General features: G+C 37.7%; 24 protein-coding genes. 1 reads left to right on the top strand and 23 read right to left on the bottom strand.

The annotated features are described in order from the left end of the window. Positions 1-14 precede the first annotated feature (14 nt). From essC to ABE65_RS01970, 10 genes are all read right to left on the bottom strand, one after another. Positions 15-4,499 carry a type VII secretion protein EssC gene (essC, locus tag ABE65_RS02015; RefSeq protein WP_066390968.1) on the bottom strand — a complete coding sequence of 1,495 codons (4,485 nt, stop codon included), beginning with the start codon at positions 4,497-4,499 and terminating at the stop codon, positions 15-17. A 12-nt stretch (positions 4,500-4,511) separates the two neighbouring features. Continuing rightward, on the bottom strand, positions 4,512-5,828 hold the full coding sequence (gene essB / locus ABE65_RS02010) for a type VII secretion protein EssB (protein ID WP_066390966.1): 1,317 nt from the start codon (positions 5,826-5,828) through the stop codon (positions 4,512-4,514). Between the two features lie 13 nt (positions 5,829-5,841). Then, positions 5,842-6,081, bottom strand: coding sequence for an ESX secretion system protein YukD (locus ABE65_RS02005; protein ID WP_066390964.1), 240 nt, complete (start codon positions 6,079-6,081; stop codon positions 5,842-5,844). A 79-nt stretch (positions 6,082-6,160) separates the two neighbouring features. Next, the gene (locus ABE65_RS02000; RefSeq protein WP_066390963.1) at positions 6,161-6,454 is read right to left on the bottom strand and encodes a WXG100 family type VII secretion target; all 294 of its coding nucleotides are present in this window, start codon (positions 6,452-6,454) and stop codon (positions 6,161-6,163) included. 465 nt (positions 6,455-6,919) lie between these two features. Continuing rightward, positions 6,920-7,342 (bottom strand): DUF6526 family protein, encoded by a 423-nt coding sequence (locus ABE65_RS01995; protein WP_066390962.1) that lies wholly within the window; start codon positions 7,340-7,342, stop codon positions 6,920-6,922. A 29-nt stretch (positions 7,343-7,371) separates the two neighbouring features. Beyond that, complete coding sequence (locus tag ABE65_RS01990) at positions 7,372-8,469, bottom strand: ABC transporter permease (protein WP_066390961.1); 1,098 nt, start codon at positions 8,467-8,469, stop codon at positions 7,372-7,374. Then, positions 8,466-9,392, bottom strand: coding sequence for an ABC transporter ATP-binding protein (locus tag ABE65_RS01985; RefSeq protein WP_066390959.1), 927 nt, complete (start codon positions 9,390-9,392; stop codon positions 8,466-8,468). Before ABE65_RS01985 ends, ABE65_RS01990 begins: the two co-directional genes overlap by 4 nt. 23 nt (positions 9,393-9,415) lie before the next feature. Beyond that, positions 9,416-9,745: an ArsR/SmtB family transcription factor gene (locus tag ABE65_RS01980; RefSeq protein WP_066399658.1), complete on the bottom strand. Its 330-nt coding sequence runs from the start codon at positions 9,743-9,745 to the stop codon at positions 9,416-9,418. Between the two features lie 53 nt (positions 9,746-9,798). Then, the gene (locus ABE65_RS01975) at positions 9,799-10,482 is read right to left on the bottom strand and encodes an SIMPL domain-containing protein (RefSeq protein ID WP_082861236.1); all 684 of its coding nucleotides are present in this window, start codon (positions 10,480-10,482) and stop codon (positions 9,799-9,801) included. 233 nt (positions 10,483-10,715) lie between these two features. Then, a complete protein-coding gene (locus tag ABE65_RS01970; RefSeq protein ID WP_066390958.1) occupies positions 10,716-11,645 on the bottom strand; it encodes a dipeptidase in 930 nt (309 codons plus the stop codon). Positions 11,646-11,771: 126 nt separating this feature from the next. Here ABE65_RS01970 and ABE65_RS01965 point away from each other — a divergent pair, with 126 nt between their 5' ends. Further along, entirely contained in the window at positions 11,772-13,433 is a 1,662-nt protein-coding gene (locus tag ABE65_RS01965; protein WP_066390957.1) for a glutamine--tRNA ligase/YqeY domain fusion protein, read from the top strand. A gap of 47 nt (positions 13,434-13,480) precedes the next feature. Here ABE65_RS01965 and ABE65_RS01960 read toward each other — a convergent pair whose 3' ends face one another. The 13 genes from ABE65_RS01960 to ABE65_RS01900 all read right to left on the bottom strand — a co-directional run bounded on the left by ABE65_RS01960 (position 13,481) and on the right by ABE65_RS01900 (position 24,881). Further along, complete coding sequence (locus ABE65_RS01960) at positions 13,481-14,284, bottom strand: hypothetical protein (RefSeq protein WP_066390956.1); 804 nt, start codon at positions 14,282-14,284, stop codon at positions 13,481-13,483. A gap of 169 nt (positions 14,285-14,453) precedes the next feature. After that, positions 14,454-14,861: a hypothetical protein gene (locus tag ABE65_RS01955; protein WP_066390955.1), complete on the bottom strand. Its 408-nt coding sequence runs from the start codon at positions 14,859-14,861 to the stop codon at positions 14,454-14,456. Further along, the gene (locus ABE65_RS01950; RefSeq protein WP_066390953.1) at positions 14,861-16,990 is read right to left on the bottom strand and encodes a ribonuclease YeeF family protein; all 2,130 of its coding nucleotides are present in this window, start codon (positions 16,988-16,990) and stop codon (positions 14,861-14,863) included. The genes ABE65_RS01955 and ABE65_RS01950 overlap by 1 nt, the downstream gene beginning before the upstream one ends. Before the next feature lie 18 nt (positions 16,991-17,008). Next, on the bottom strand, positions 17,009-17,278 hold the full coding sequence (locus tag ABE65_RS01945; RefSeq protein WP_066390952.1) for a DUF5344 family protein: 270 nt from the start codon (positions 17,276-17,278) through the stop codon (positions 17,009-17,011). Next, positions 17,278-17,706, bottom strand: a complete 429-nt coding sequence (locus tag ABE65_RS01940; RefSeq protein WP_066390950.1) for a YwqH-like family protein — start codon at positions 17,704-17,706, stop codon at positions 17,278-17,280. The genes ABE65_RS01945 and ABE65_RS01940 overlap by 1 nt, the downstream gene beginning before the upstream one ends. A gap of 189 nt (positions 17,707-17,895) precedes the next feature. Beyond that, entirely contained in the window at positions 17,896-18,429 is a 534-nt protein-coding gene (locus ABE65_RS01935; protein ID WP_419471032.1) for a M15 family metallopeptidase, read from the bottom strand. A gap of 45 nt (positions 18,430-18,474) precedes the next feature. Next, positions 18,475-19,815, bottom strand: coding sequence for an FAD-binding oxidoreductase (locus ABE65_RS01930; RefSeq protein ID WP_066390946.1), 1,341 nt, complete (start codon positions 19,813-19,815; stop codon positions 18,475-18,477). Positions 19,816-19,938: 123 nt separating this feature from the next. Next, positions 19,939-20,772 carry an STAS domain-containing protein gene (locus ABE65_RS01925; protein WP_066390945.1) on the bottom strand — a complete coding sequence of 278 codons (834 nt, stop codon included), beginning with the start codon at positions 20,770-20,772 and terminating at the stop codon, positions 19,939-19,941. A 41-nt stretch (positions 20,773-20,813) separates the two neighbouring features. Then, complete coding sequence (locus ABE65_RS01920) at positions 20,814-21,044, bottom strand: excisionase family DNA-binding protein (protein WP_066390944.1); 231 nt, start codon at positions 21,042-21,044, stop codon at positions 20,814-20,816. 90 nt (positions 21,045-21,134) lie between these two features. After that, positions 21,135-22,307 (bottom strand): MFS transporter, encoded by a 1,173-nt coding sequence (locus ABE65_RS01915; protein WP_066390943.1) that lies wholly within the window; start codon positions 22,305-22,307, stop codon positions 21,135-21,137. A 243-nt stretch (positions 22,308-22,550) separates the two neighbouring features. Then, positions 22,551-22,970, bottom strand: coding sequence for a VOC family protein (locus tag ABE65_RS01910; protein ID WP_066390942.1), 420 nt, complete (start codon positions 22,968-22,970; stop codon positions 22,551-22,553). Between the two features lie 89 nt (positions 22,971-23,059). Then, positions 23,060-24,367 (bottom strand): DUF4179 domain-containing protein, encoded by a 1,308-nt coding sequence (locus ABE65_RS01905; protein WP_066390941.1) that lies wholly within the window; start codon positions 24,365-24,367, stop codon positions 23,060-23,062. Continuing rightward, entirely contained in the window at positions 24,360-24,881 is a 522-nt protein-coding gene (locus ABE65_RS01900) for a sigma-70 family RNA polymerase sigma factor (RefSeq protein ID WP_066390940.1), read from the bottom strand. The genes ABE65_RS01905 and ABE65_RS01900 overlap by 8 nt, the downstream gene beginning before the upstream one ends. Positions 24,882-24,955: the final 74 nt, after the last annotated feature.

Genomic DNA, 24,955 nt, shown 5'->3' with positions numbered 1-24,955 from the left:
TTTCCATGAGCTCATCATGTGTATATCTTCCTTTCGATGACACTTAGAGGAATTTGAATTTTTGTTTCTTTTCCATTTTCTACGTAATAACCGTACCCTGCATGGACATCTTCTTCTTTCCTGTTATACGGTAAAGTAAACAGACTTTGTTCGGATTTTTTCATTAAAACGAGTGCTTGACGTATTTGTTTGATCTCATTCGTAAACGGGTCAAAGCCTTTGGTGATTTCGTTGTTATTTCCTGAAACAATAACATTAAATCCAAGATGACTGTAATTTTTCATGTACTTAGATAATCGGTCTTGAAGCAGGCTATCCGTAGTTTGAAGGAATCTTGAATACCCATCAACTACAAAGTATAGAGGGGAAAAAGTTTGATTTAATGTTGTACCTTTGGATAAAGCTTCTACATATTCCCTCTCTCTTTGCTTGAGTACTTCTTCCGTTTGATCTAACCACGCTGAAATATGTTCTTTCGTTTCGAGATAAACAACTTTTTCTTCTCCAACATAATTCGAAAGTCCACGATCCACTGAATCAAACATACCTATCGTTTCTGTATCTTGAAGTAAAATGGTATTTAGCATAACTCTTAACGCATTTGTTTTTCCTTTTTGCGTCTGTCCAACAATTAAACAATGCTTATTCTTAAGGAAGTTCATATAAACTGGCTGTACAAATTCCTCGTCAAGACCAATTGGTAAAATACCTGGTTTTTGATTTCCTTTAGTATATTGGGTGAAATTTACCATCGTTAGTTCAGAAGGCAGCATTGGGATTGATTCTGGGCTCGCACTATCTTTATACTTTTCAACAATTCCCATAATATCTTGTTTCATATTTTCTAATAGTTCATAATCGTCATCGCCACGAGTAGGCAGATAAACTTGAGAGAAATATGCTTCTTCTCGCTTGATAATTGCTCTTCCAGGGATAGGCTCTAACGAAAATGGCACCTTACCGAGAACAGTATACGATTCTGAATGATCCATTAAGTAATGAACGATTTTTGTTTTCAAGTTGTTCATGAGAGACTGTCTAATCGAATTGATTCTAGTAGCAGTAAAGATCATATAAATCCCTAACGCTTGTCCATCACGTGCAAATTGAGTCATCTGCATCTCTAAGTCAGGCATCTCTTCTTTTACTAAATCAAAGTTATCGATCGTTAAAAATAGGATTGGTAACTTTTGTTCGTGAAGTTTGTTATACATTTTAATGCTACTTACTTCACTTTTTTGAAATTGCTGTTTACGTTCTGCTATTTCATCCTTTAAAAATCTCATGAACTTTTCTATCTTTCTTTCTTCGTCCATCAGGAAGTAATCTGCCGTATGAGGAAGTTGTTTTAAAGGTAGAAGAGCTCCATTCCCAAAGTCAAACAGATAATAATGTAACTCCTCCGGATTTAACTTTGTTGCCATAGACATCAAAATTGTCATGACAGAATGCGACTTACCGTACCCTGAAGAACCAAAAATCCCAATGTTTCCATCATCCATTAATTTGTATACATAAGGAGTTTGTGACTGTTTCTCAGGCTCGTCAACTAAGCCTAAATAAATATCAGAGTCTTTTTCCTCAAACTCTATTTTATGAATTAAACGATTGTTTAATGGAGGTAGCCAAGGACTGTTGAGCTTTTTAATCCCCATTTCTTTCTGCAAATCTTCAATCCGGTCAACGATGACATCTATTTCAGCTTCTGCATCCTTTTTCTTTTTTGAATCGGATGTTAATCCAGATAAAGGTACCAGACCTAAATCTGTTACAAGCGCGACTTCATCTTCACTAACAACGTTTTCCTCCAAGTATGGTGCGCCACTCCAAGCCGATTGGAATAATTCGTAAACTTCATTATTACCGACCTGAAGATACCCTCTACCCGTCACTGTTATGGAAGAAGCATCAGCATTTTTTAAAATTTCTCTACTATCTGCTGCATCCTGAACCTTTAATGCTATTTTAAATCGAGCATTACTCCAAATCTGATCGTCGATTACCCCGCCTGGTTTTTGTGTGGCGAGTATAAGATGCACACCCAAACTTCTTCCGATCCTCGCAGCACTGACTAATTCTTTAATGAATTCAGGTTCTTCACTTTTCAATTCAGCAAATTCATCAGAAATTAAAAACAGATGCGGCATAGGTTCTTTCGTTTCACCACGTTTATACAGATTTGTATATTCATTGATGTGATTGACTTCATATTTATCAAATAGTCTTTGTCGTCTTTTCAACTCACTTTTGATGGAAGCAAGCGCCCTTGCAGTAAAGTTTCGGCTTCCCTCAATATTAGTGATTGTACCCAGCAGATGCGGCATGTTCTTAAAAGGTTGAGCCATTCCTCCACCTTTATAATCAATTAACAAAAAGGCAACTTCATGAGGATGAAAATTAACAGCTAAAGATAAAATATAAGTTTGCAAAAATTCACTCTTACCAGACCCTGTAGTCCCTGCTAAAAGGCCATGCGGACCATGCGCTTTTTCATGCAAATTGAGTTCAACCAGATCTTCTTTGCCCTTTAATCCTATAGGTACTGCAAGCGACTTAGATGATTCTCTCGTTGTCCAATTGTGCTGAATCGGTAAATCAACAACTTCTTTTGCCCCAAATAGCTCAAGAAATGAAACACTGTTTGGAATGGAATTCGTCATTCCAACGAGGTGATTCAATGTCCTTAGAGTTCTTGCATATCTTTCATTTCCATCTTGACTATGTGTATCGAGTTTGAAAGGTATTTGTACAGCCTTCTTTTCCTCGATTAATATGTCGCCTTCTGACTCGTTAATGTAGCGGACAAGAGTGTGAATATTGTCAGTTAAACTTTCTTTTGTTTCTGCTGCAAATACTACTGATATCCCCAGATGAGGGTATTCTCCCTCTAAATATTCAAGCAATACATGTTCAGAGAGTAACTGTTGATCGAGTACGATAAATACCAGATGAGGAGAAAATCTAATCTTATCCTTTTGGCTGTTCGTATCTAAATCTCGTTCTCTAATTAATTCATAAACTGAGGATAATAGTTGATCTCTAGTCTGCTCGTTATAGATTAGACCTTTAGCATGGGAGTTCGGCAGCTGAAAATGCGGCAGCCATTTTACCCATTCCCATTGCTTGTAGTCTTTTTCATTAAAAATAAAAATTATCCTTACGTCATGATAGCTATGGAAAAATGCCAATTGACCAATGAGCTGATGAAGTTCGTTCTTCATTACAGATTCTTTCCCAATAAGACCCATTGCTCCATTTGACAGATTAACGGTAACGGGAACATCTTTGACCTCTTGATATACTTTTTCCATTTTCTGCGACTGTTCTAACAGGTCATCGATTTCCCTATTCGCCATATCACCACTATTTAAAGATAACGAATAGCTTGAAGGTACATTCCCTAATCCAATTCTTATCTGGAGAAGATCATGGCTCTCAAGCGTTCTTTCCCAGATGCGATCAGATACTTCTTCTGTGTAATATTTCATCTGCTCAAATGATGGATAATGATACTGAAGCACATTCCTTTGCTTTTCAGCTAGCTCTTCAAGTTCTTTTCTCTTGTTATCAAGATACAAGTTGTAAACTTTCTGGCGTTTAATCTTTCTTTTCTTGAAGTTTCCACGTTCTTTAAAATACTGAACTGAGGAAGTAACGAGTGTAGTAGCAAACATCACCATTGAAACGATAATAAAAATTCCTCTAGGTTGTATGATTGCAACGATACCCATAACAATCATCATTAAAAGCGGAGGCATGATGATTAACCACAGACCTCTATTTGGGTTTTCACCCTCTTGTGATGGAAATGATAGTGTCACTTTTTCTTTTGGAAGATCAAAAACCATTCGTGGTGTTCTTCGGTAATTAGGATATTTCTTACTCATTTCTGAAACAGGCTTTTTGGCTGACGGAAGTTTTGTTGTAAATTCTCTCCTACTAATAACCTGAATCAAGTCTGTATCTAATAATTTCATCGACATGAATGGCCAAAATAGAAGATCACCTACCTCAAACTTTGTAGGACCGCTTATCTTATGACCGTTCAGATAAAGCTCACCTTTATTTGGTGAGATCATCCATCTCTCTCTAGCTTTAATAAGAACGAATGACACTTCTTCAGAACCGAAGCTCTCTATGGGTTGATAAGTGAGATCAGCTTCAGAGTCTGTTGCAGAAAACGTGTACTCTTTCTCAAAGCCGATATAATAAGACTGTTGAATCTCCATATTATTTGTAAGGTAGATTCTTAATGTATGATCTCCATCTGATACCTGGAATAAGTTATCTTCCATTACATGACCGATGACTTTATCATCTTGGTAAATCTCTACCTTTTCCTGATTTCGGCTGATTGTTAAAATACCCTTGCTAAACGGAAAATTTCTAACCGTAACAGAGTCCGAAATGTTCGGACCGATGGTTAATGTTTTATGAGACTCGTGATCCAAGCTGATCTGCTGATAGTTCTTATTAAAAAACACCCAAAGTGTGCTCATACTTCACCCCCTCTAATTCGAATTGGTAGGTTTCGGTGGTGTTGCAGGCTTTTGCTCCTTTTCAGCAGCTGCTGCTTCTTCCTTAGCCTTTTGCTCCATTGCTTCTTGTTCTTTTTGCTTTTCTTCTTCAGCTTTTCTCTCTTCTTCTTTAAGTCTCTCTTCTTCTTCTTTAATTGCCTCTTGCTCTTCTAGATACTCATCTATTTCAGCTTGTACTTCTTTAATTTTTTGCTGTTTTTCTTCACTACTCAATTTATCATCAGATTTTAATTCTTCACGATATTTAATTAGTGCGAACATAATAAGATCTTTATCTTCTAACGAACGTGCAATATCGAGCGCTTCCTTCGCATTTCCTCTTCCGATGTATATCCAATATTGAAAATAGAGAGGTTCCGATTGCAAGGAAACGGTGTTTTGTATATTTTCCTTTTGCTCTTCAGTAAGTGATTCATTGATTATGTAAGATGAAGCTAACTGGTACTGAACCACATTTGGCATATCCTCAACATCATAATCAGACATAACTTCGACAACTTCACTGTATTCCTTACCTAGAAAATGCTCGTTACTGCTAACAAAGGCTTCTTGTCTAGGCTGTAAAAAAAACAGAGAATAAATCGTATATATGATAGCCGGGATGAAACATATCAATAATCCCAAGGAAGCATATTGTGTAATTTTCCATTTCTTTTGTGGAATATTTAGCATCAATTTATCTTTTTCATCTATGTCATTTAATTTTTTTTGTATGAAAAGTAACAGTCCATTCAAATCGTCAACTTCTAATACCTCTTTAGCAGCGGTTGATAATTCAATGGTTTCATGAAGCTTTAAGTAATCATGAAAGGAATGTTTACCGTCCACTAAGAAAACAATCGTAGCTTTAAGCTCTTTCCAAACTCTTTCATGCTCCGCTTCGTAAGGAGGAATACTTTCTTTCACTCCATAATGTAGGAAAGCTGGTGATAGACTTTGATCAAATACTATGTTCTCGGGACATACCACCAAGTGTAAACGATTCAATGAATGCTCTTTTACTCTCTTTGTGAGTTGAAATGCAAACATCCATTTACTTCTATCGTTTTGGTTTGTTAAATCAGGGAAATACCGGTAATTAGAGTGGGGGAGGATGGTAATCTTAAGCTCGTTTTCATCAACGATAATGGATCGTTGAATATCTGTATCCAATTCCTTTAACAGTTCTACTTCAATAACGTCATCTAGCTTGATTTTTTCTTTTTGAAATGCAAAAGTAATAGAATCCTCATCTCTACTAATCTGGGATTCTAAGATTTGTTCCAAATATGTTTTGTTTTTTTCGGTCATTGCTTAGACCCCCTCAAAGAATTTCAAAACGATCACCTGTCAATATTCCACTCTCTATTAGTTTTTGGTTTCCCGAGAGTACAATATTTTTATTTGGCACACGTACCCAGTAACCGTCTCTAGGCGGAAGGTCAATTTCTTTTGTTTGCCAAACGATATCTATCACTTTTTTTACAGTATGGAAGTTTGAAAGTCGAAGGTCAAAGGCTTCCCCTGTATAATTTTTCAAATCCACGGTAACTTCAATGTACATAATCATCACCTCAAAAAATGAAGAGCGCCTTTAATAAAGAAGGCGCCCCCATAAAACAAAAAACCAAAAGTTAAAAAGCTTACCCTCTAATTTGGCTTGCGATTTGGTTATCAGCGTCTTCTAGAGCTCTAGATGTGTTGTTAAGTTGAGCTGAGATATCTTCAAGTAACTGTTGCATTTGAAGGAAAGATGGCTTTAATGCTTCGTATTGTTGGCTGAAAGCTTTACTTGCTTCCCCTTCCCACATACCTTCTAATTGGCTGATCATTGAATTCAAACGTGATACTTGTTCTCCTACTTGGCTACTTTCATTAGAGTAACGACCTGACATATCTACTAGTTCTGCTGGTGTAACGCGAATAATTCCTGACATTTTCTTCTCTCCCTTATCTTTTTAAATTTATAAACAACGATCTTTGAGATCGGTTGCTTCTAATTAGAAATGGATAAATACACCTATATTTGCCCTATTATGGAAATAACGAAACCATAAATTTGTAAATTTTTGATACTATTTACTTATCACTACTAAAAACCTTGATATGAGTGATGTTAGAGCAACGGAATATTTTCTACCCAAACCAATTACTACCATATTTTTACACGATATTTCAATAACTATCTCATCTTTTATCGAATTTTGAATCCTTATAACCATGATTAAAGTCCCGAAATATTTTATCGCATGTCTTCCCCTCTCCCTTTTATACTACAAAATTACCTTTAATTTAAAACGTTGAATTGTATTCTCAAATAATAATTGAAGAGATTAATTCCCATATTTTAATAGAATTGCAAATAAAAAGACGCAGAGACTTTAACCCCTGCATCCTTTTGTTTAGATTCTATAATGATCCGCTTTCCAGTTCGTAATCGCTTGTTTTATTTCCTTAGGTTTCAAGTTTTCAGTTGCTGCTTTCTCTGCCAAAAGGGGAAGTTCCTCGTCTGGTGCGAATCGAAGGGCTACGATCTGCCCTGTTGTAAGTCTGCCATCCAACAACTTTCCTGTTAAAACGTAATAGCGTAAGTTCTCTTCTGCACGGATCGCCCGATCTTGAGCTTTTAATGGGTACATGCGAAGTAAAGCAAACGTCAATAACAGACTAAGAGACATCACGATTAATATCACGCCTAGTAACTTATCTTCTGCTTTAACCAAATAAACAATGCTTGCAATGAGCCCTCCAAGTACTAGTAAAGAAAGTACATAATGATAAACAGGGTGCATCCTTGCATGGTTCTTATAATTTTGTGTATTCATATTTGTTCCCCCTCTTTCTCCTGCTAAATCTATTCCCACTTAAATGTGAAACTCGCTACAATGAATGCCCCGATCAACCAGCCACCTAGAATCATCGCTTCCATGCCGAGGTCTAAGAACGAAGCTCCAACGTTCATAGTCTCACGAAGAGCATGGCTTAAGTGCGCAATCGGTAAAATTTGTACGAACGGCTGTAAAAACTCAGGCATGTCTCGTATCGGAAAGAACACACCGCCTAAAAACAGCATCGGAAACGATAGAAAACCAGCAATCGGTCCCGCACTCTCGGGTGTCTTGGCAATACCTGCGATAATGAAGCCGATTGCCATAAAGGCTAACGTCCCAAGCGTAACAAACGCAATCACGGTTAACCATGAACCTCTCACTTCAATGCCGAACGCAGCCCAAGCGACAGCTAATACAATCATCGCTTGCAAACCGTTCAGCATAAAACGAGCTGTAATCTGCGCTGCAATAAATGTAGAGGCTTTAAGTGTTGTTCCTTGCATACGACGTAAGATTCCACGTTCACGCCATGATGATATCTGGCCTGCCACTCCGTTCATGTTATTGCTCATGATCATCATCGCCACGATTCCAGGTACTAGGAAGTCGATGTAACGAAGATTCAGTGCTTCTACCCCTTTTGATTCTGTTATAACAACAGGCTCATAGCTCACAGATTTTTTACTGATCGTGTCTACCGCATTATCGACAAGCTGAAGTCCAACTTGGGACATCGCCATGTTCGTTTCATTATAATAAACAGGCAGTTTGAACGGATCTGCTTTGTTTCCGGCAGCTAGATTTTCACCATAGCCTTTTGGAATAGTAATAACGAGCGTTAAATCACCTTGTTTTAACTGATCTAACACATCTTTTTCGTTTGAACTTTTTTCAAGAGATACCGCTTCGTTTCTTTCCATTTCTTTCACTAAGTTCTTCGACTGTTCACTCTTATCCTGATCAACAACAGCTGCCGTAATGGATACGCCATTACCGTTTCCTAAGAAAGAACCTAACATGACCATCAGAACGATAGGAAATGCGAGGGTCCAAAACAGTACTTGTCTGTTTCTAAGGAAGATCCGAAGCTGAGCGAGTGTTAATAGATAGTATGATCTCATCCTTCTCTTAACCTTCTTCCTGTCATGTGGATAAACACATCTTCAAGTGTTGCCGTTCTCGTTTGTAGATCTACAAGCTTCAGCTGTTTTTCAGAAGCAATTGCGATTAAACTCGTTAACGTTTTCTGAAGATCATCTGTATAGAGAACATGGACATCTTTCTGACTACCCACTTGCTTCACTCCGTCAATCTCTGACAAAGCAATATTTACTTCATCGTTAAACTTAAATTCAACCGCGCTATCCGACTGAAGATTTCTTACGAGTTCACTAGGCGTATCAAGAGCAATTAGCTTTCCTTGATCCATAATGGCGATACGGTCACATAACACGTGTGCTTCATCCATGTAATGAGTCGTCAGTACAACGGTTTTGCCCCGTTCCTTCAAACGTAAAATAATGTCCCATAACGTACGACGTGCTTGTGGATCGAGACCAGTCGTCGGTTCGTCCAAGAAAATAATCTGCGGATCGTGCACGAGTGCAAGGGCAATCGCAAGTCTCTGCTTCTGACCACCAGACAAACCTTTTATTCTGCTATTCTTTTTCTCTGTTAAAAGCATGTCATCAATCAATTCAGGAATCGAGATATGTTCGCGGTAAAAACTCCCGTAAAGATGAAGAATCTCATCTACGGTCAAGAGCTCAAAAAGAGTGGTAGATTGAAGCTGTACACCGATGACCTCTTTTACTTTATCAAGCTCTTTTGTAATATCAAATCCACCAACAATCGCCGTTCCTTCATCTGGCTTGCGAAGACCGACTAACATCTCAAGGGTTGTCGTTTTTCCCGCTCCATTCGGGCCGAGTAGACCGAATACCTCGCCATTATGTACAGAGAACTCACTTCCGTCCACAGCGGTGAAGTCTCCGTAGCGCTTTACTAGTTTCTGTACCTTAATTATTTCTTGCTGCGTTTCCATTGTTCACACTCCAAGCATACGTCTTACTGCTTCTTTTGTTTGCTGCAGCAAAACATACCTTCAAATTTTGTCCATAGCTCTTTAAGCGTAGAGATCCATTCACATGCTCCGTCCATTGCGTCCGGCTGTATCGCGTAATAGCGATAGCGCCCCTCTTTTCGGTGTGTGACAAGACCTGCATTCTCTAAAACTTTCAAATGCTTCGAGATCGCAGGCAGCGACATATCAAAAGGCTGGGCTAACTCTTGCACACTCCTTTCTCCTTTTGAAAGCTGCTCGATTATCGTACGCCGAGTCGGATCAGATAGAACTGAAAATACATCATTTAAATGTTCTTCATTATATTTAACCATTTGGTTAAGTATAAGACGCAACATATCAGACTGTCAATTTGTACCTGTCCTTTCTAATTATACGTATACTGGATTTTTACAGATGCTGTAATCTTGTTTTCCCCTGGCTGTATAGGTGTTTCAGCACTTTGCGCATACATTACAGCTTGAAACGGAACGGGTCTAGGTGGTAACAATTGAGATACTTCTTGGATGATAATCGGTACTGGCCGCAGTGTAACTTGTAAGGCTCTTGCCATAGAAATCGCTTTTTGCTGAGCATTTTGAATAGCTAGTGACAATGCTTGATTATAAAAGGCATCAGGGTTAGAAACGGTGAATTGAATGGACGATACAGAGTTAGCTCCGTTCTCTACCGCTTGATCGATTGCCTGGCCTGTCTGGCGAATATCCTTTATCGTTACCTGCAACTGGTGCTCTATACGATATCCTCTAAATTGCTGCTGACCATTTTCATAGTTATATTGAGGTTCGATACGAAAACTGGACGTTTGGATATCGCTTTGAGGAATACCTAATGACATAAGGGTTTGTATAACAGAAGTCGTTTTATCAGCATTCTCTTTTTGAGCCATGCTTAAATTTTGGTTTTCTGTAATGACTCCTATTGTAAGAAGAGCTGTATCCGGAACAGCAGAAACAGAACCTTCACCTGTTACAATAAGGCGGTTCATCGTTGTAAGATCGTCTTGTTGCCTGATGCCCACATTTTGAAAACCGTGATGATTGTAATACATATCTAAACTCCTTCCGACTAGTTATTCTTTTATAAGCTATGAGAAAGTTTAAGAGAAAAGAAGAACATAAGATGAGGGCTTTTGCAGAAGTTTTCTAGATCACCGGAGGTTATGATCGCTAGTGGCATTTTACGCTAGTTGCAAGCGCCTACTAAAATATTTCGCCAAATAAAAAACCGACATCCCAGTTGAACATATTTGTTCCAGCTAGAATGCCAGCCTTTACTTACAAATTATATTTTGGAAATAAAATCCAGGAAGTTCTGAGACGCAAATCCACGGACTTCTTCTTCAGAATAATGCTTCAACAACTCATTGATTAAGTTTTGAGTCATAGATGCATCCTCTAAATCTGTAATAAGTTGTGAGATGCCGTCAAAATCAGAGCCGAGGCCGATCTGTTTTACTCCGCCAAGTCCACAAAAATGGTCGATGTGCTTGATTAAATCATTAATACTTGCTGAACCCTCATTCGTCGTAAATGGCGGGTTATATACAACGTGCACCACGCCACCTTTACTAAACATTTCTTTTGCCATCTCATCCGTCAGGTTACGCGGATGGTCACACAGTACGCGTGAATTAGAGTGGCTGGCAAGCGGATAATCAGCAATCTCCATCACATCCCAAAAAGCACGATCACATAAATGAGACACATCGGTTAAGATCTTATGTTTATTATTGAAAGCAACGATCTCTTTTCCAAACATCGTCAGACCAGCTCCACGCGGTTCTTGAGCGCCATCAGCGGCAAGGTTCGCATGATTCCATGTTAACCCGATCAAAAGAACACCGAGTTGATGCAGGATGCTTAACTTCGTAAGATCGTCACCAATCGTATCTACTCCTTCAAGCGTCAAAACTGCTCCGATTTCTCCATCCTTTAATGTTTGAAAGTCGTGCCAATTCTTCAAATGCTTCATCTCTGAATTTTTACCGAGAACCTCTTTATAGAAATAATCCACTTGCTGAAGTGCAGAGTGGAATTTTTGATCACTAGGAATAAAGGGCTCTATAAAAATTGCAAAGAATTGAACGTTCACTTTTCCCTTTTGCAGTCGTTTCTTATTTGTAGCAAGCTGTGGCGCATCCGCATAACTGAGCCTGCCGTCCGTTTCCCAAAATTTTAATAATGCATCACAATGCAAGTCAATGACATTCATGTTGATCCCACCATTTCTTAGTTAAATAATCTCCATATCCCTAAAAGAATACGTTTAGTTGAAATTTATTTTTGTTATAATGTAAAGTATATCTTAGTTTACATATAAGGAAAGGCTTGATACGGGATGGAGAATAGTTCTTCTAATTTTATTAAAACAATCATCCAAAACGATCTGGAATCCGGAAAACACAAGAAAATCGTTACTCGTTTTCCTCCAGAACCAAATGGATATCTTCATATTGGACATGCAAAATCAATCGTAATCAACTTTGGACTTGCGGATGAGTTTGGCGGAGAAACAAATCTGCGCTTTGATGATACGAACCCATTAAAAGAAGACCAAGAATACGTTGATGCGATTAAGAACGACGTTGAGTGGCTTGGTTTTGAATGGGAGAACCTTCGCTTTGCTTCTGATTACTTTGAAGAAATGTATGCGCGTGCTGTGCTTTTAATTAAAAAAGGAAAAGCATATGTGGATGATCTGACGGCTGATGAGATTCGTGAGTACCGCGGAACGTTGAAAGAGCCCGGTAAAGAAAGCCCTTATCGCAACCGTTCTGTAGAAGAGAACTTAGATCTATTCGATCGCATGCGTAAAGGCGAGTTCCAGAACGGTCAAAAAGTACTTCGTGCGAAGATCGACATGAGTTCACCTAACATTAACTTACGTGATCCAGTCATCTATCGTGTCTCTCACGCAACTCATCACAATACAGGTGATACGTGGTGCATCTATCCGATGTATGCATTTGCTCATCCTATCGAGGATGCGATTGAAGGCGTTACACATTCGCTTTGTACAACAGAATTTGAAGACCAACGTCCTCTTTACAACTGGGTTGTGGAAGAGTGTGAGATGGAAAGTCAGCCACAGCAGATTGAATTTGGCCGCCTAGGGTTAACGAATACAGTAATGAGTAAACGTAAACTGAAACAATTAGTAGATGAAGGTTATGTGGATGGATGGGACGATCCTCGCATGCCAACAATCTCTGGACTACGCCGTAAAGGCTACACGCCTGAGTCAATCGTTGAGTTTGTAAAAGCAGCTGGTGTTTCTAAAGGTTCTGGTGTAACGGACACAGCGATGCTTGAGCACTTCATCCGTGAAGATCTTAAAGTAAAAGCACCTCGTACGATGGGTATTGTTGATCCATTAAAAGTGGTCATCACAAACTACCCTGAAGGACAAGTTGAAATGCTTGATGCTGAGATCAACCCAGAAAATCCTGAAATGGGTTCACGTCAGATTCCATTCTCTCGTGAAATCTATATCGAGCGTGAAGACTTTATGGAGGATCCTCCGAAAAAGTACTTCCGTCTATTCCCTGGAAACGAAGTTCGCTTAAAGCATGCATACTTCATTAAATGCGAAGATTTCATAAAAGATGAAAACGGCAATGTCGTTGAACTACATTGTACGTACGATGTGGAGACGAAATCCGGCTCAGGCTTCACTGGCCGTAAAGTAAAAGGTACACTTCACTGGGTAGAAGCGACACAAGCCGTACCTGCAGAGTTCCGTATCTATGAGCCACTTATCTCTGATGAAGATATGGAAAAAGAAGAAGATAGTGAAGGCAAGACATTCTTGGACTACGTGAACAAAGATTCTCTTATCGTAAAACAAGGATATATTGAAGCAAACATGAAGGACGCGAAACCTCAAGATAAGTTCCAGTTCTTCCGTCATGGCTACTTCAACGTAGATCCAAAGCATACATCAGAAGAAAAGATTGTGTTTAATGAGATTGTTTCGTTGAAGAGTTCGTTTAAATTATAAACAAAAAAAGAAGGATCCGGCTGGATCCTTCTTTTTTTGTATGTATATTATTTCTTTTTAACTTTATCTCGTTTTCGAGCTGAAAAGAATCCAACGATAAAAATAATTATGCCGAACCAAAGATAGAAAGCTATAAGCCATTCATTAAGATTACCGATGAAGTAATTAATGAAAAGTCCTAAAAAAGCGCCTGCAAACCAAAGCTTCATAGCCCAACTTGTGGCGGTATGCGCCCAACTCTTACCTTCTAACTGATCTAAATAAGAATAATTAAGACCAATTTGTTCTTCATGACCCATTTGGAGAAAAGCAGCTTCTGCGTTGTATTTTTTACAATTCACAACAATATCATGCCAGCTAAGGGGCAAACAATGATCCTCTGGGTACACCTGTTTTCCATCTGCTTCACTTAGATAGACAGGCAAGACCTTAGCTCCATCGGGCAATTCAATAAATCTCAGCTGTCCTTCCACAGTTAAAAGGATATTAGCTCCTCCACGCTTTTTTAATTCTCTAATAGCATATTCCCTCATGAGAAGCTTCATATCATCTTTACGAAGAACCACCATAGATTCATGATTAGGATTGATTAGAAGTAGTTGCTGTTTATTTCGTAACGTGGTTTTCAACACAGTCAATGCATCTGTTCTCTTTGTATTCAAATGAGCTTGAAAGGCATGTACCGCTTCCGCATCTGTAAAAACAACGGGCCCCTCTCCTTCATCTGTTTTTATACGAAGTTCCGATTCAGGAAGTAGAAGATATTTCACTTTCGAAGCTAACTGAGGAAAGGCATGCTTCGGCTCTAGAGTTCCATCTTTTAACTGGTTAAGTAATAATGCTGGTTCCATGTAAACCCCATCCTTTAAAATATCCAATTTAATCTTCAGTAATCATGAAAATTTCTGCGATTATTATTTAGACTTGAGCTCTAGTTATAATATAATTTAGAAAACTTTTCAGAAGAGATAATGCCGGACTATTAAAAATCTAAGTAACTCTAACAAAAAATCTTTAAACCTAATTATTATAGAGTATATTAATTTGTGTCTGGCGAGACCTAAAATCTTCCCATTGAATGATTTTTCCCCAGTTAAATAGATTCTCATCTAGCAAACCTTGAGGGTATCCTAACTGTTCACACAACCACTCACCGTGTAGATCTGCTTTAGGTTCAACATCCCATTCATTTAAAGCAGGATCAAAAACAACCAAATTTACAGATGTTATTAAACTATTAGCTGATGCTAATCTGACATAAAAATTTTTATTACCCAGCGTAACTGGCTTTATAAATCTAACTGATTCACCATTAGCAATTATTTTTATTTTATCATTTGGAAAGTAGTTTATAACCTCAGTAATTTTAGTACTAGGTGAAATTTCAAAGCCGTCAATATAAATTATTCCATCTTTCAAACCACTCATTAGTAAATACCTCCACCATTTTTAGCTACTTTTTCAATTGCTTTTTCAATATCTAGAACTTCTTCTTCACTTAAGATATTGTTTTCTAATTTTACTATGTTTTTGTCATCAGCAATTGAAATAAAAGTATCGCATATACTTTTGTGAATATAATTGCCTTCTGAATCAATTAATTGTAATAGTTCTTTATCAAATTCAATTCCATTAGACTTTAACATTTTAATTGTTTCATCATTTAGGATAGGTATGACTTTCCCGTCTCGAACAAGTTCCTTAAAATCGGGTGTGAATATTTGTTCCAATCCTCCATTACCTAATTGTGGATTGGCATTTGTAATACCCCTTGCTGATGGAATATCTTCAAGAAACTCAAAAGCAATGATTTGATATTTATAATCACCTGTACCATCTTGGGAAACTCGTGGGTTAACTTGCACCCCTTGGAATAGTTCCTTTGAGTCTCCATTAACACTATCTAAAACAGTTTTTGTAAAACTATATCCTGTAGGAAATGGATATCCCGTATATACTTTAGTACCTTTAGACATTATAAAGTCTTCATATTCATCTAGACCAAAATATGGGGAAGAACCTTGCCATAATCTCGCTCTTTGAGAAGGAGTCAATTTTTCTTTATTTCTTATAGTAGATTTTTCGATGATTTCCCATTTCAAATTACTAATATCTGATCTTTTCAGATTCGGGCCTACTCTATTTATAACTTCCTTTACAACATGTTCGTCTAGTAGCTTCTGTGTAGATACTGAAATTTGTTTTTTTTCTACGTATTTTAAAACATCTTTAATAATTTCTTTTTGGGGATGTTTATCAATGTCTTTTTCAAATTTTTTAATTATCTTATTTGTTCTATTGAGCGGAAACTTATTTTGAAGCACCTTACCAATATCCATACGATCCAACGCATATCCAGCACTACCCACACCTGCAATTGCAAACGCATTAAATAAACTTTGATTTCTTTGCTCTTCTGACAACTCATTTCCGAACATATCTTTACCTGTAAAATACTCGCCGAATCCATTTGCAGATACAAGGCCATAGATACCGTATTCTGCTTTTTGAAGTCTCGTAAGACCTTGAGCTGTTTTATATGAATCTAGCATGTGATCGGCAGTATTTGCGGCTTTTACTGTTTTATAAATAGCGGATCCGCCCTTAACCGCTCTTCCAGCCCAACCGATGACCGGTATAAATCCAGCTGCCGCCATAGCACCTGCTGTAATACGTTCGGATTCCGAAAGCTTTCTTCCTGTCACTGGGTCAACACCTGTTGATGCACGGATGGAATCATAATACCCTGTGACTTCTCCCGTAAAGGTAGAGACCGTATCCCATGCTTTTTCATACCATGGACGGTTCTCCATCTCTTCCATTTCTTTTTGTATCTCTCTTGCTTCTTTTTGTTCTTTCTTAAAGTTTATATACTTATCGTTCTCATCTTTTACTTTAGTGATAGCTTTGTATACTTCGCTGTTATGGTAAGCTTCCGCATTAAAATATAAAGGTGAAATGGTTTCACCTTTACGTGTCGCTTCCATTAATTGAGCAAATAGTGCATAAATATATTGTTCTTGTCCTTGAGACACAGCATATTCATCGGTTAATCTTTGATCTAACTCATTAACCTTTTCAACCGTTTCTGACCGACGCTTTTCAGCTTTATCCATTTGGTCTTCAAAAGCATCCTTTGAGAACACAGAAAGAGAGACCAGATCACTGATGTCGCTAAAAATGCGTTGTAGTTCATCCTGTTGATCTGCAACTATATCTTTTGCCATTCTCCCCGCTCGTTCTACGTTCTCTTCTAAAAATGGAACCTGAACAACCGTATCCCCCGAAAGATCAACTTCCTCTGTATCACCTGGAATTCCTTTAAAAAATAACAAATTTATATCAATCAATTGTATCCATGCATCTACTACATCAATTTGCCCTTGATAAAAGCCCTTGATGGCTTCAGCTCCCTTACCTTGAAAGTCGCTGTCTTCTGCAATCTTAGCAAGCTCTGTTCTTAAGGATTGGAACTGCTCTCTTAGTCTTTCATATTGATGGGCTCTTTCTTCAGTTGCAGCATTTAAAGTTGAAGCTTCAAGTACATGACTTCTCATTTTCAAGATGCCCTCTTTCTATTTATTTCTAAAAATCGCTTCATCCTGATTCTTTAGAATCTCAATATTCGCTTTTGTATCCTCAATATTTTTTGTTACTACATTCATGTACTCAAGTATCATCTTATGAAGATTTTCTTCACGTTGCAGAAATTCTTTCGTAAACTGAAGTTCGTTCTTTCCAAGTGCTCCAGCTGAAGGGCTTGGAAGAGTAAGAGCGTCAAGCGCTTTCTGTGTTTCACCCAGTTGTTGAGTAACATCATGAAATTGTAGCTTTATGGTCTGCATTAAAAGATCCTCCTTTTCAGATCATCAATTCGACTTCCTAGTTCCTCAAGAGCATCTTCTCCCTTGTCTAGCAATTGACTCGCCTCATTTGCTAAGCCGCCAATAACACTCAAAGATTCTCTCTCTACTTTTAATAGACCAATTACAACACCAATCTTTTGTTGGTAATCCTCATAGTCGTCGTTTACTATTTCTTGCATAATCTTATATGCTTCTTCTCTCGATTGATCAAAGGCGTTCGCTCGATTTCCCATCCACAAACTACCAAGCTCTGGTTCTAGTATCTTGCGAATTTCTTGCATACTCGTGTTCTGTTCTTGATTAATCTCACCTTTAGCTCGCTGCAGCCTAGAGATTTTTTCATCTATGGCCGCGGTACGACTTGATAAGCTGCTATAGATAGCACTTAAATCATCTGAAAATCCCACACCTATACCTCCCATATCACCTAGTTACTAATTCATCAGGTCCATTTCCCTATCATTATATAAAAATACCATTAATAGTTATATTTTTCCACGTAAAATATACCCCTTCTCTCCTAAAATAAACCATTTAAAATAGTTCTTTACTCATCCCTTTTAAAAGTGTACAAAAAAATGGAACTAAGGATTTCCTTAGTTCCTGATATTAGATGGTGGCCGCTCTCCATACTGCAACTCTCGAATACTTAATCCAAAATTCATCTCAAGGTGTGGGTAGTCTTTAAAGCCCGCCCAATCTCCACCCCATTCGAAACCCAAATCTTTGGCGATTCCAACCACTTCCATCCAATCCGACTGCCCATTCCCATTGTCATCTCGTTCAAGATTCCAGACCACTGAACCATCATCTAACTTAAGAGCAAAATCAATCGCTAGACCATAGTTATGATAAGACTCTCCGCCTTCCACATGAGTAACGATGGTTCCTTCTCGTGAACGGCCTTGTTCATACAGCCGATCCTGTTCTGCTGCGGATCGAAAATCATCGGTTATTACAATATTAATTCCTTTTTCGGACGCTTTTTGTATTAGAAGATCACGATTCTCTGCCACAATCGGATTCATTTCAGTAGGCAGTGGTGTGTTTCTCTTTTTCCATTCTAGTGATACCAGATAAAAAATAGACGCAAGGATTGCAAGAAACAGTATACTTTTAAATATTTTCAATGATACAAACTCCTTTGCCAAACAGCACTCTACCTATAGTTTATATCAACGAATGGATTGCGGAAAAGCAAACACTCTTTTAGGATCGTATTTTTGATTGATTCGTTGAAGCCTATCAACATTTCTGCCAAAGTACTCTTTTTCATAGTCTTTCAGTTCGCTGTATGGAAAATTAATAAATGACCCTTTCGTGATGGTCTTCAAGTATCTGAACCTTTTTTCCACCCATCTTCTATTTTCTTCTGCGACTGCTGGATCTTCCCATACGGATTGGATACCTAAAATATAGCGTGCTTTTCGGTAATAAAAAGCAGACTCTGTTTTACCTACATTTCGAATCTGCCCCCCCATTGCATACACCGTAAGTGCTGCAAAAATAGAACCTTCTGCACGCTTTTTCACAAGATTGACAATCGCCTCTACTTCTTCACAGTCGTATTCTTTGTATACGAAACGTCCGGTCGATTTAAACTTTTCATAAGGCGGATAAGTAGACTGTACTTCCTTAACAGCTTCTAAAAACGGTAAAGATCTGGCGGAAATCTGAAATCCATTTATTTTTTTATAAACGTTTAGTAGCTCCAATGCTTCTTCCTTTTTTCCATAAAAAAATCCCCTGCCAAAGATAGCAAGTCCTTCACTCACAGCGTTATACATGCTAGCATTCAAACACATTCGGTCATCTAGATTTACAAGCCATTTCTGCCATATTCGCAAAAACTTACCTAGTTCTTTTGTTGTGGCACCAGGCTTATATAGTTCAAACAGTGTCACTTGTTCTACTTTAGGCGGCAGTTTGAACGTCATGGAAACAACCACTCCAAAGTTGCCTCCTCCTGCACCTTTGCATGCCCAAAACAGATCACTGTTTTCTGTTTCATTCACTTTTAGAACATTACCTTTGTAGTTGATTAACTCCAGTTCGACCAAGCTGTCACAACCCAAGCCAAATAACCGGCTAGAGAAACCCCATCCTGCACCAAGCACAAAGCCACTTACGCCTACAGTAGGGCAAGTTCCTCCTGGAAATGGATATCCTCTAGAACCTATCGCTTGATAGAGATCTTTGTTTTGAATACCTGCTTGAACTTTAACCCTTCCATTTTCCTCATTAATAGTTACATCATTCAACCGACTGATGTCTATAACCAATACACCATTACCCGCCGAATAGCCTTCGTAATGATGACCACCTGATCGGATTCGAATATCTTTACCATATTTTTGTGCCCACAAAATAGCTTGGCTTACATCTTCATATTCAGAACAATAGACAATAACACTAGGAAACTTTTGAATGGCTCTATTCCATTCTTGCCGTGCAGCGTCATATTGCGGATCGTCAGGTAAAATCACTTCCCCCGTTAAACCTTCGAAAATGTCCATTCTCAACACCCTTTTTAGAAAATGATGTACATTTAAAGTTTATGAGAAGGTGGCATGGACAAATTCTGATATACAAAAATAAAAGACCAGGTCCCCCTGGTCTCCGTTCTATCATGTTATTCGTTATTGTTGTGAACCGATCGCTTGAGCAAGACTCGACTTTATGGAAACTTTCTCAAAGGATAATCCTAATTGAATGGCGGTCATAGCAATTTCAGGTCGGATGCCAGATAAGGTTGACTTTACTCCGATGAGACCGAGCGTTTCAATAAGAGAGAAAATCTGCTGAGCGACCATCGTATCAATGATTAGAACACCAGAGAGATCTATAAAAAGATGTGTGATCTCTTTTTCGGTACACTGCTCGAGCGTATTTTCAACGATATACTTGGCTCTTTGTGTGTCAATCACACCGATTAATGGCAGAAGTCCCATATGATTATTCAGGGCGATGACAGGTGAACTTAGCTCGTTGATCATCTCTTGCTGCGCAATTAATTTTTCTTCACTATACTTTTGGTTTTCTTCAACAAACCACGTCATAATTTTATTAAACGTATCAATAATAATTTCATTCCATGCATCAATGATCGTTTGAGGATATTCACCTTGATGAAGATTAACGAATTCTTGTATGAGATTTAAATATTGCTTTTGTACGTTGAAAAATTCTTTCATGATGACCGTTAAAGGTGTGTTCAAGTGCTCATCGTCTTGAGCGATCATTAACACCCATTTTTCAAAGTCTTTTAGAAATTTACTTTCTTCCGTAACAAAAACCTCACAAAAATGTTCGTGAAATTCGTGATTTTGTTTTTTTAGCGTTTCGATCGTCTTGGGATTTGTGGAAGCGTATACCCCCGTGGCCTTTGATTTATCAATGGATTGGTACCAATCTTCCGTCAACTGCCATGTTTTCTCCATTAAAAAAGAATGCAGCGCCTTATCTCTATGCATCTCTTTTCCACTCTCCCCATCTACCCTAATTTATCATTACTTTAATCTTCGTCTTTAGCATCCCAGTCTTCAGGGATAGGTTCACTCAAGTACTCCTCAACCATCTTCTTATATTTTTCCAACTGTTCAAAATGAGTATTGAACTGTTCCTTGTTAATAAGATGCTGGTCACCGTCAAAAATGGTACGGATTTTATTCTGCTGTACTAAGCTTTCAACTACCGCTTCAGGCATTGATAAATATTCAGCCGTTTCTTTTATAGTAAGATACATACTCATACATCCTGTCTAACTTTTGTTTAATCTTAGCTTACAGCAAGAACGGTATGGATTCAATATACCCTAAATAATAGCTTCTAAAATCTAATTGAGGGATTTTTTATTTTGTATTAAATGTTTTCTCATTAAAATGACAAAAAGTAGTAAGATTGCATCTACAAAACCATATACCAAACCGTAACTACCAAGATGATAGAGGAAACTGCCTAACAGGGGTCCAATCGACATCCCCATGTACCTAAAAAAGTTATACGTACCGATTGCCGTAGCACGATTGGATTGAAACTCTTGTGTAAGAAGAGCTGTCTGAACGGGTAATGACATACCTAAGAACAGACCGAAAAACGAGATTGAAATGATCAATAAGATGAGCGACACGTTCGAAACTAGGATAAATAAAAATAAAGAAACGACGTTCAAAAAGGCAGAGTATACAATCACTTTTCGTTCATTATATTTTCTCATTTTGCCGCCAAAAAAGCTTCCCACTACGATTCCTAGTGATAGCGGTAGGAAAACCAAACCCTTTTGTTCTACAGACAATGAGTACCTTTCACTCATAATAGCTGGTAGAAATACTAAGAAGTTATACAGAGCGTAGTATTGAATAAATCCTAAACCGATAACAGTGTAACCAATACGGTTTTGCAAAATAGAAAGGAAATCTAAAAATCTAAAGTTCTGTTTTTTTGATGTACTTGGTTTTGTTTCGTGCAAGAAGATAAAATTTCCTGCCAAGATAATAAATCCAACACACATTAACGCAATAAAAATCATATGGAAGTCGAAAGAAGCACTTAAAAAACCACCAACTACAGGACCTAAGACAGGGCCGAGTGACACCATCATTTGAAAGGTTCCCATAGGTTGGATCCGATCTTTTCCTTCGAATAGATCACCAATGACCGTTACCGCTACAACGGAACCCGCAGCAATTCCGATGGCTTGCAGAGAGCGACACACTAAAAGAAATTCAATGCTTGAAGAAAAATAACATCCGATTGTAGCCACTAAGTAAATGAGGATACCAGTTAGCATCACTTTACGCCGTCCGATTGAATCCGTAAGTGGTCCATAAACCATCTGCATCAAAGCTAGAAAAATGGTATAGATCGAAATTGAAAAGTTAACCAAAAAAGGTGTCGTATGAAGTTCTCTCGTCACCTCAGGAATAAGAGGTACGTAGATCGTTTGAGAAAAAGGACCGAGAAACGCAGCAAGTGCAACTAGGTAGACTAACAATCTGCGGTGCTTCACAAATAAAAACTCCTATCATTTATAAAATAAAAGAGTCTGCTGAAAAAGTTCAGTCAGACTCCACATACATTAACTTTTTAAATTATACACATTGTTAATCAGTTTTAATAAGATTTAGCTTGCAGCTGATGAATTATTTTGATTGAGCTTTTCAAGATCTTTTCTATATTTTTCATGGTAGATGGCTGATTAATATTTATTATTATATAAACTTGAAGAATCAAAAAAAGAACTAACTTAAAGTCAGCTCTCCTTCTTCTTGTCCGGATAATCACACAGCTCAATAATCTGTCCTTGTGAATGCGCAGGATTCATATAAATCAACCTTCTGCCAAAAGGATTTGTTCGATACGTATCTTTTAAAAAGGTATACCCTCTAGCTTCAAAGTCATCAATCGTTTGAAGAAGATCGTCCACTTCATAAGCCAGGTGATGCACACCCTTTCCCTTCTGTCGGATGAACCGCTCGATCGGAGATGTTTTACTTGTAGGTTCAAGAAGTTCAATCACCTGGTTTTCAAGCTCAATTACGGCAATGTGGGTCTCTACTCCAGGCTTCTCACTCGTATATCGTTCAGTCAGCTTTCCGCCTAGTACATTCGTATAAAATTCGATTGCTTCGTTTATTCGTCTTACTGCAATTCCGGTATGGTCTAGTCTCATCACGTTCACCTCATTTAACTAGCATTATAGAGGGTAGTAGGAATTTAAGCAAAAAGGTAGTCCTATAAAGATAGGACCACCTTCACATATTATTTGATTTTAATTTTTTCGTTACCTTTAATCCACTCCGGATAATAACTTAAGTCAATGGTTAGAGGGTTTTGTGAGCGATCTATTGAAGGCAGCTCTATACCTAGTCGAGTTGTTCCTTTTTCTTCTTCAGTACCCATGGACTGTGAGCTCACTTCAATTTCTTTACCTTGTGCATCAGTTATTGTACTAAAAATTGCCGAACGGAAAGGTTTTTTTGTATGCAGATCAAAGACGAGCTGCCCGTCTTCTTTCCTTAGATTTCTTAACTTGTTTCCATCAGGCTGTTTTAGAATCTTCATTTTTTCTGTATCCACCACAATGACTGCATTCTCTTTATCTATAGCTTGAGCACTATTTAAGACTAGATATAATTCTTTCGGTTCTTTAAAATAGTTACTTTGCAAATAAACTTCTCTCTCAGTGTCTTTATCACCTGATCCTGTTATACCATTTGCTATATTACCCCACACTTCATTGTTTTCATCGACTAAGCGTAAGTCATCAAGTTGCAGGATGTATTTTTCATTTTCTTCATTCATCTTTAACTTAACGACAGCTCGTAATGGATAGATGGTTACCTTCTCGATATTGATCTTTTGACCTTCTAAATCCATCGTTTGTTGGACTGCATAATCTTTTTTCTTCTTAAACTCTTTAAGGGTTAATGGAATGTAAAATTCTTTGTCCTTTAACTGTAGTTCGACGATATATTCTTTTGTTTCAATAGGAGCTTCAAAGAAATATTCAATTTCTCCACTAAACTTATTCTCGCCTTTATCTGATGTATGGGAATCACCGAATGAATTATATGCCTCATCCAATACAGTGCCGTCTTTCGCTCTGATCTTTACATCATCAAACATCACTTCTTTTAATTTTTCTTTAGATTCAATTGAATAAAAAAGCACAATGCCCATCTCGTCAGCAATTGTTCCATCGATAGTAACTTTCAACCCATCTTTTTCATCTGATACGCCATGCCTTTGATAATAATTTTTTTCAACTGCTGCCATTCTTCCTTTATCATCACGAATCATACTCACTATTTTTTCCATACCAGGTATTTCAGAAATATAATTAGCTAAAGCCGGTGAATTCTTAATTGAAGAAAATAATCCAATGAGTAAAAGAGCTGCCGCTATAAAACCAAAAGCACTTCTTTTCTTCATTCTAGATTTCCGCTCTTCTGCTTTTGCCTTTTGAAAACCAGTTGATATCGCCTGATCAATAGAATCTATTGAAATCGGTATATTTTCATATTCTTTCTTCAAACCGTTCAGTTGCTCTTTCTCTCTTTCAAACATGTAGATTACCTCCTTTCTCATCTAGCTTTTCTCTTAATGCTCGTAATGCCTTATTCAGCCACGTTTTAACTGTACCTTCTGGACACTGCATGATGGTCGCTATATCTTTAATCTTTACATCATTAAAATATTTTAAGGTAAGGATTTCGCGTGACCTGTCGTCTAAATCTAACATTGCGTCCTTAAGTTCCAGTTGTGTGTGGTTCTCTGAAACACCCAACGAATTCAACATTTCATCATTCATGACGAATCGTTTTTTAAGTTTCAACTGATCATTACAATAGTTGATCATAATTCGAATCAACCAGGTTTTAAAATAGAACTCGTTTTTTAGCTTCTTTATATTTTTGTAAGCAGAGTACGTTACTTCTTGCATAGCCTCGAGGGCTTCTTCTTCATTGCGCAAAAAAGATAGAGCTGTCTTATATAAATCAACTTTATACGTTTGAATCAATTGTAAAAACGCCTCATCGTTTCCTTTTATCGCTTTTATCACTAACTGTTCTGTTTCCAATTTCTAACCTCCTGACCCTACCTATATATTAGACCTTGGAAAGTGAAAAAAGTTTTATTAAAAATAAAAAAATC

Origin of the sequence: Fictibacillus phosphorivorans, from assembly GCF_001629705.1 — a bacterium.
GTDB lineage: Bacteria > Bacillota > Bacilli > Bacillales > Fictibacillaceae > Fictibacillus > Fictibacillus phosphorivorans_A.
Note: the sequence above shows the minus strand (reverse complement) of the source record. Positions and strands in the feature narration are given on the sequence as shown.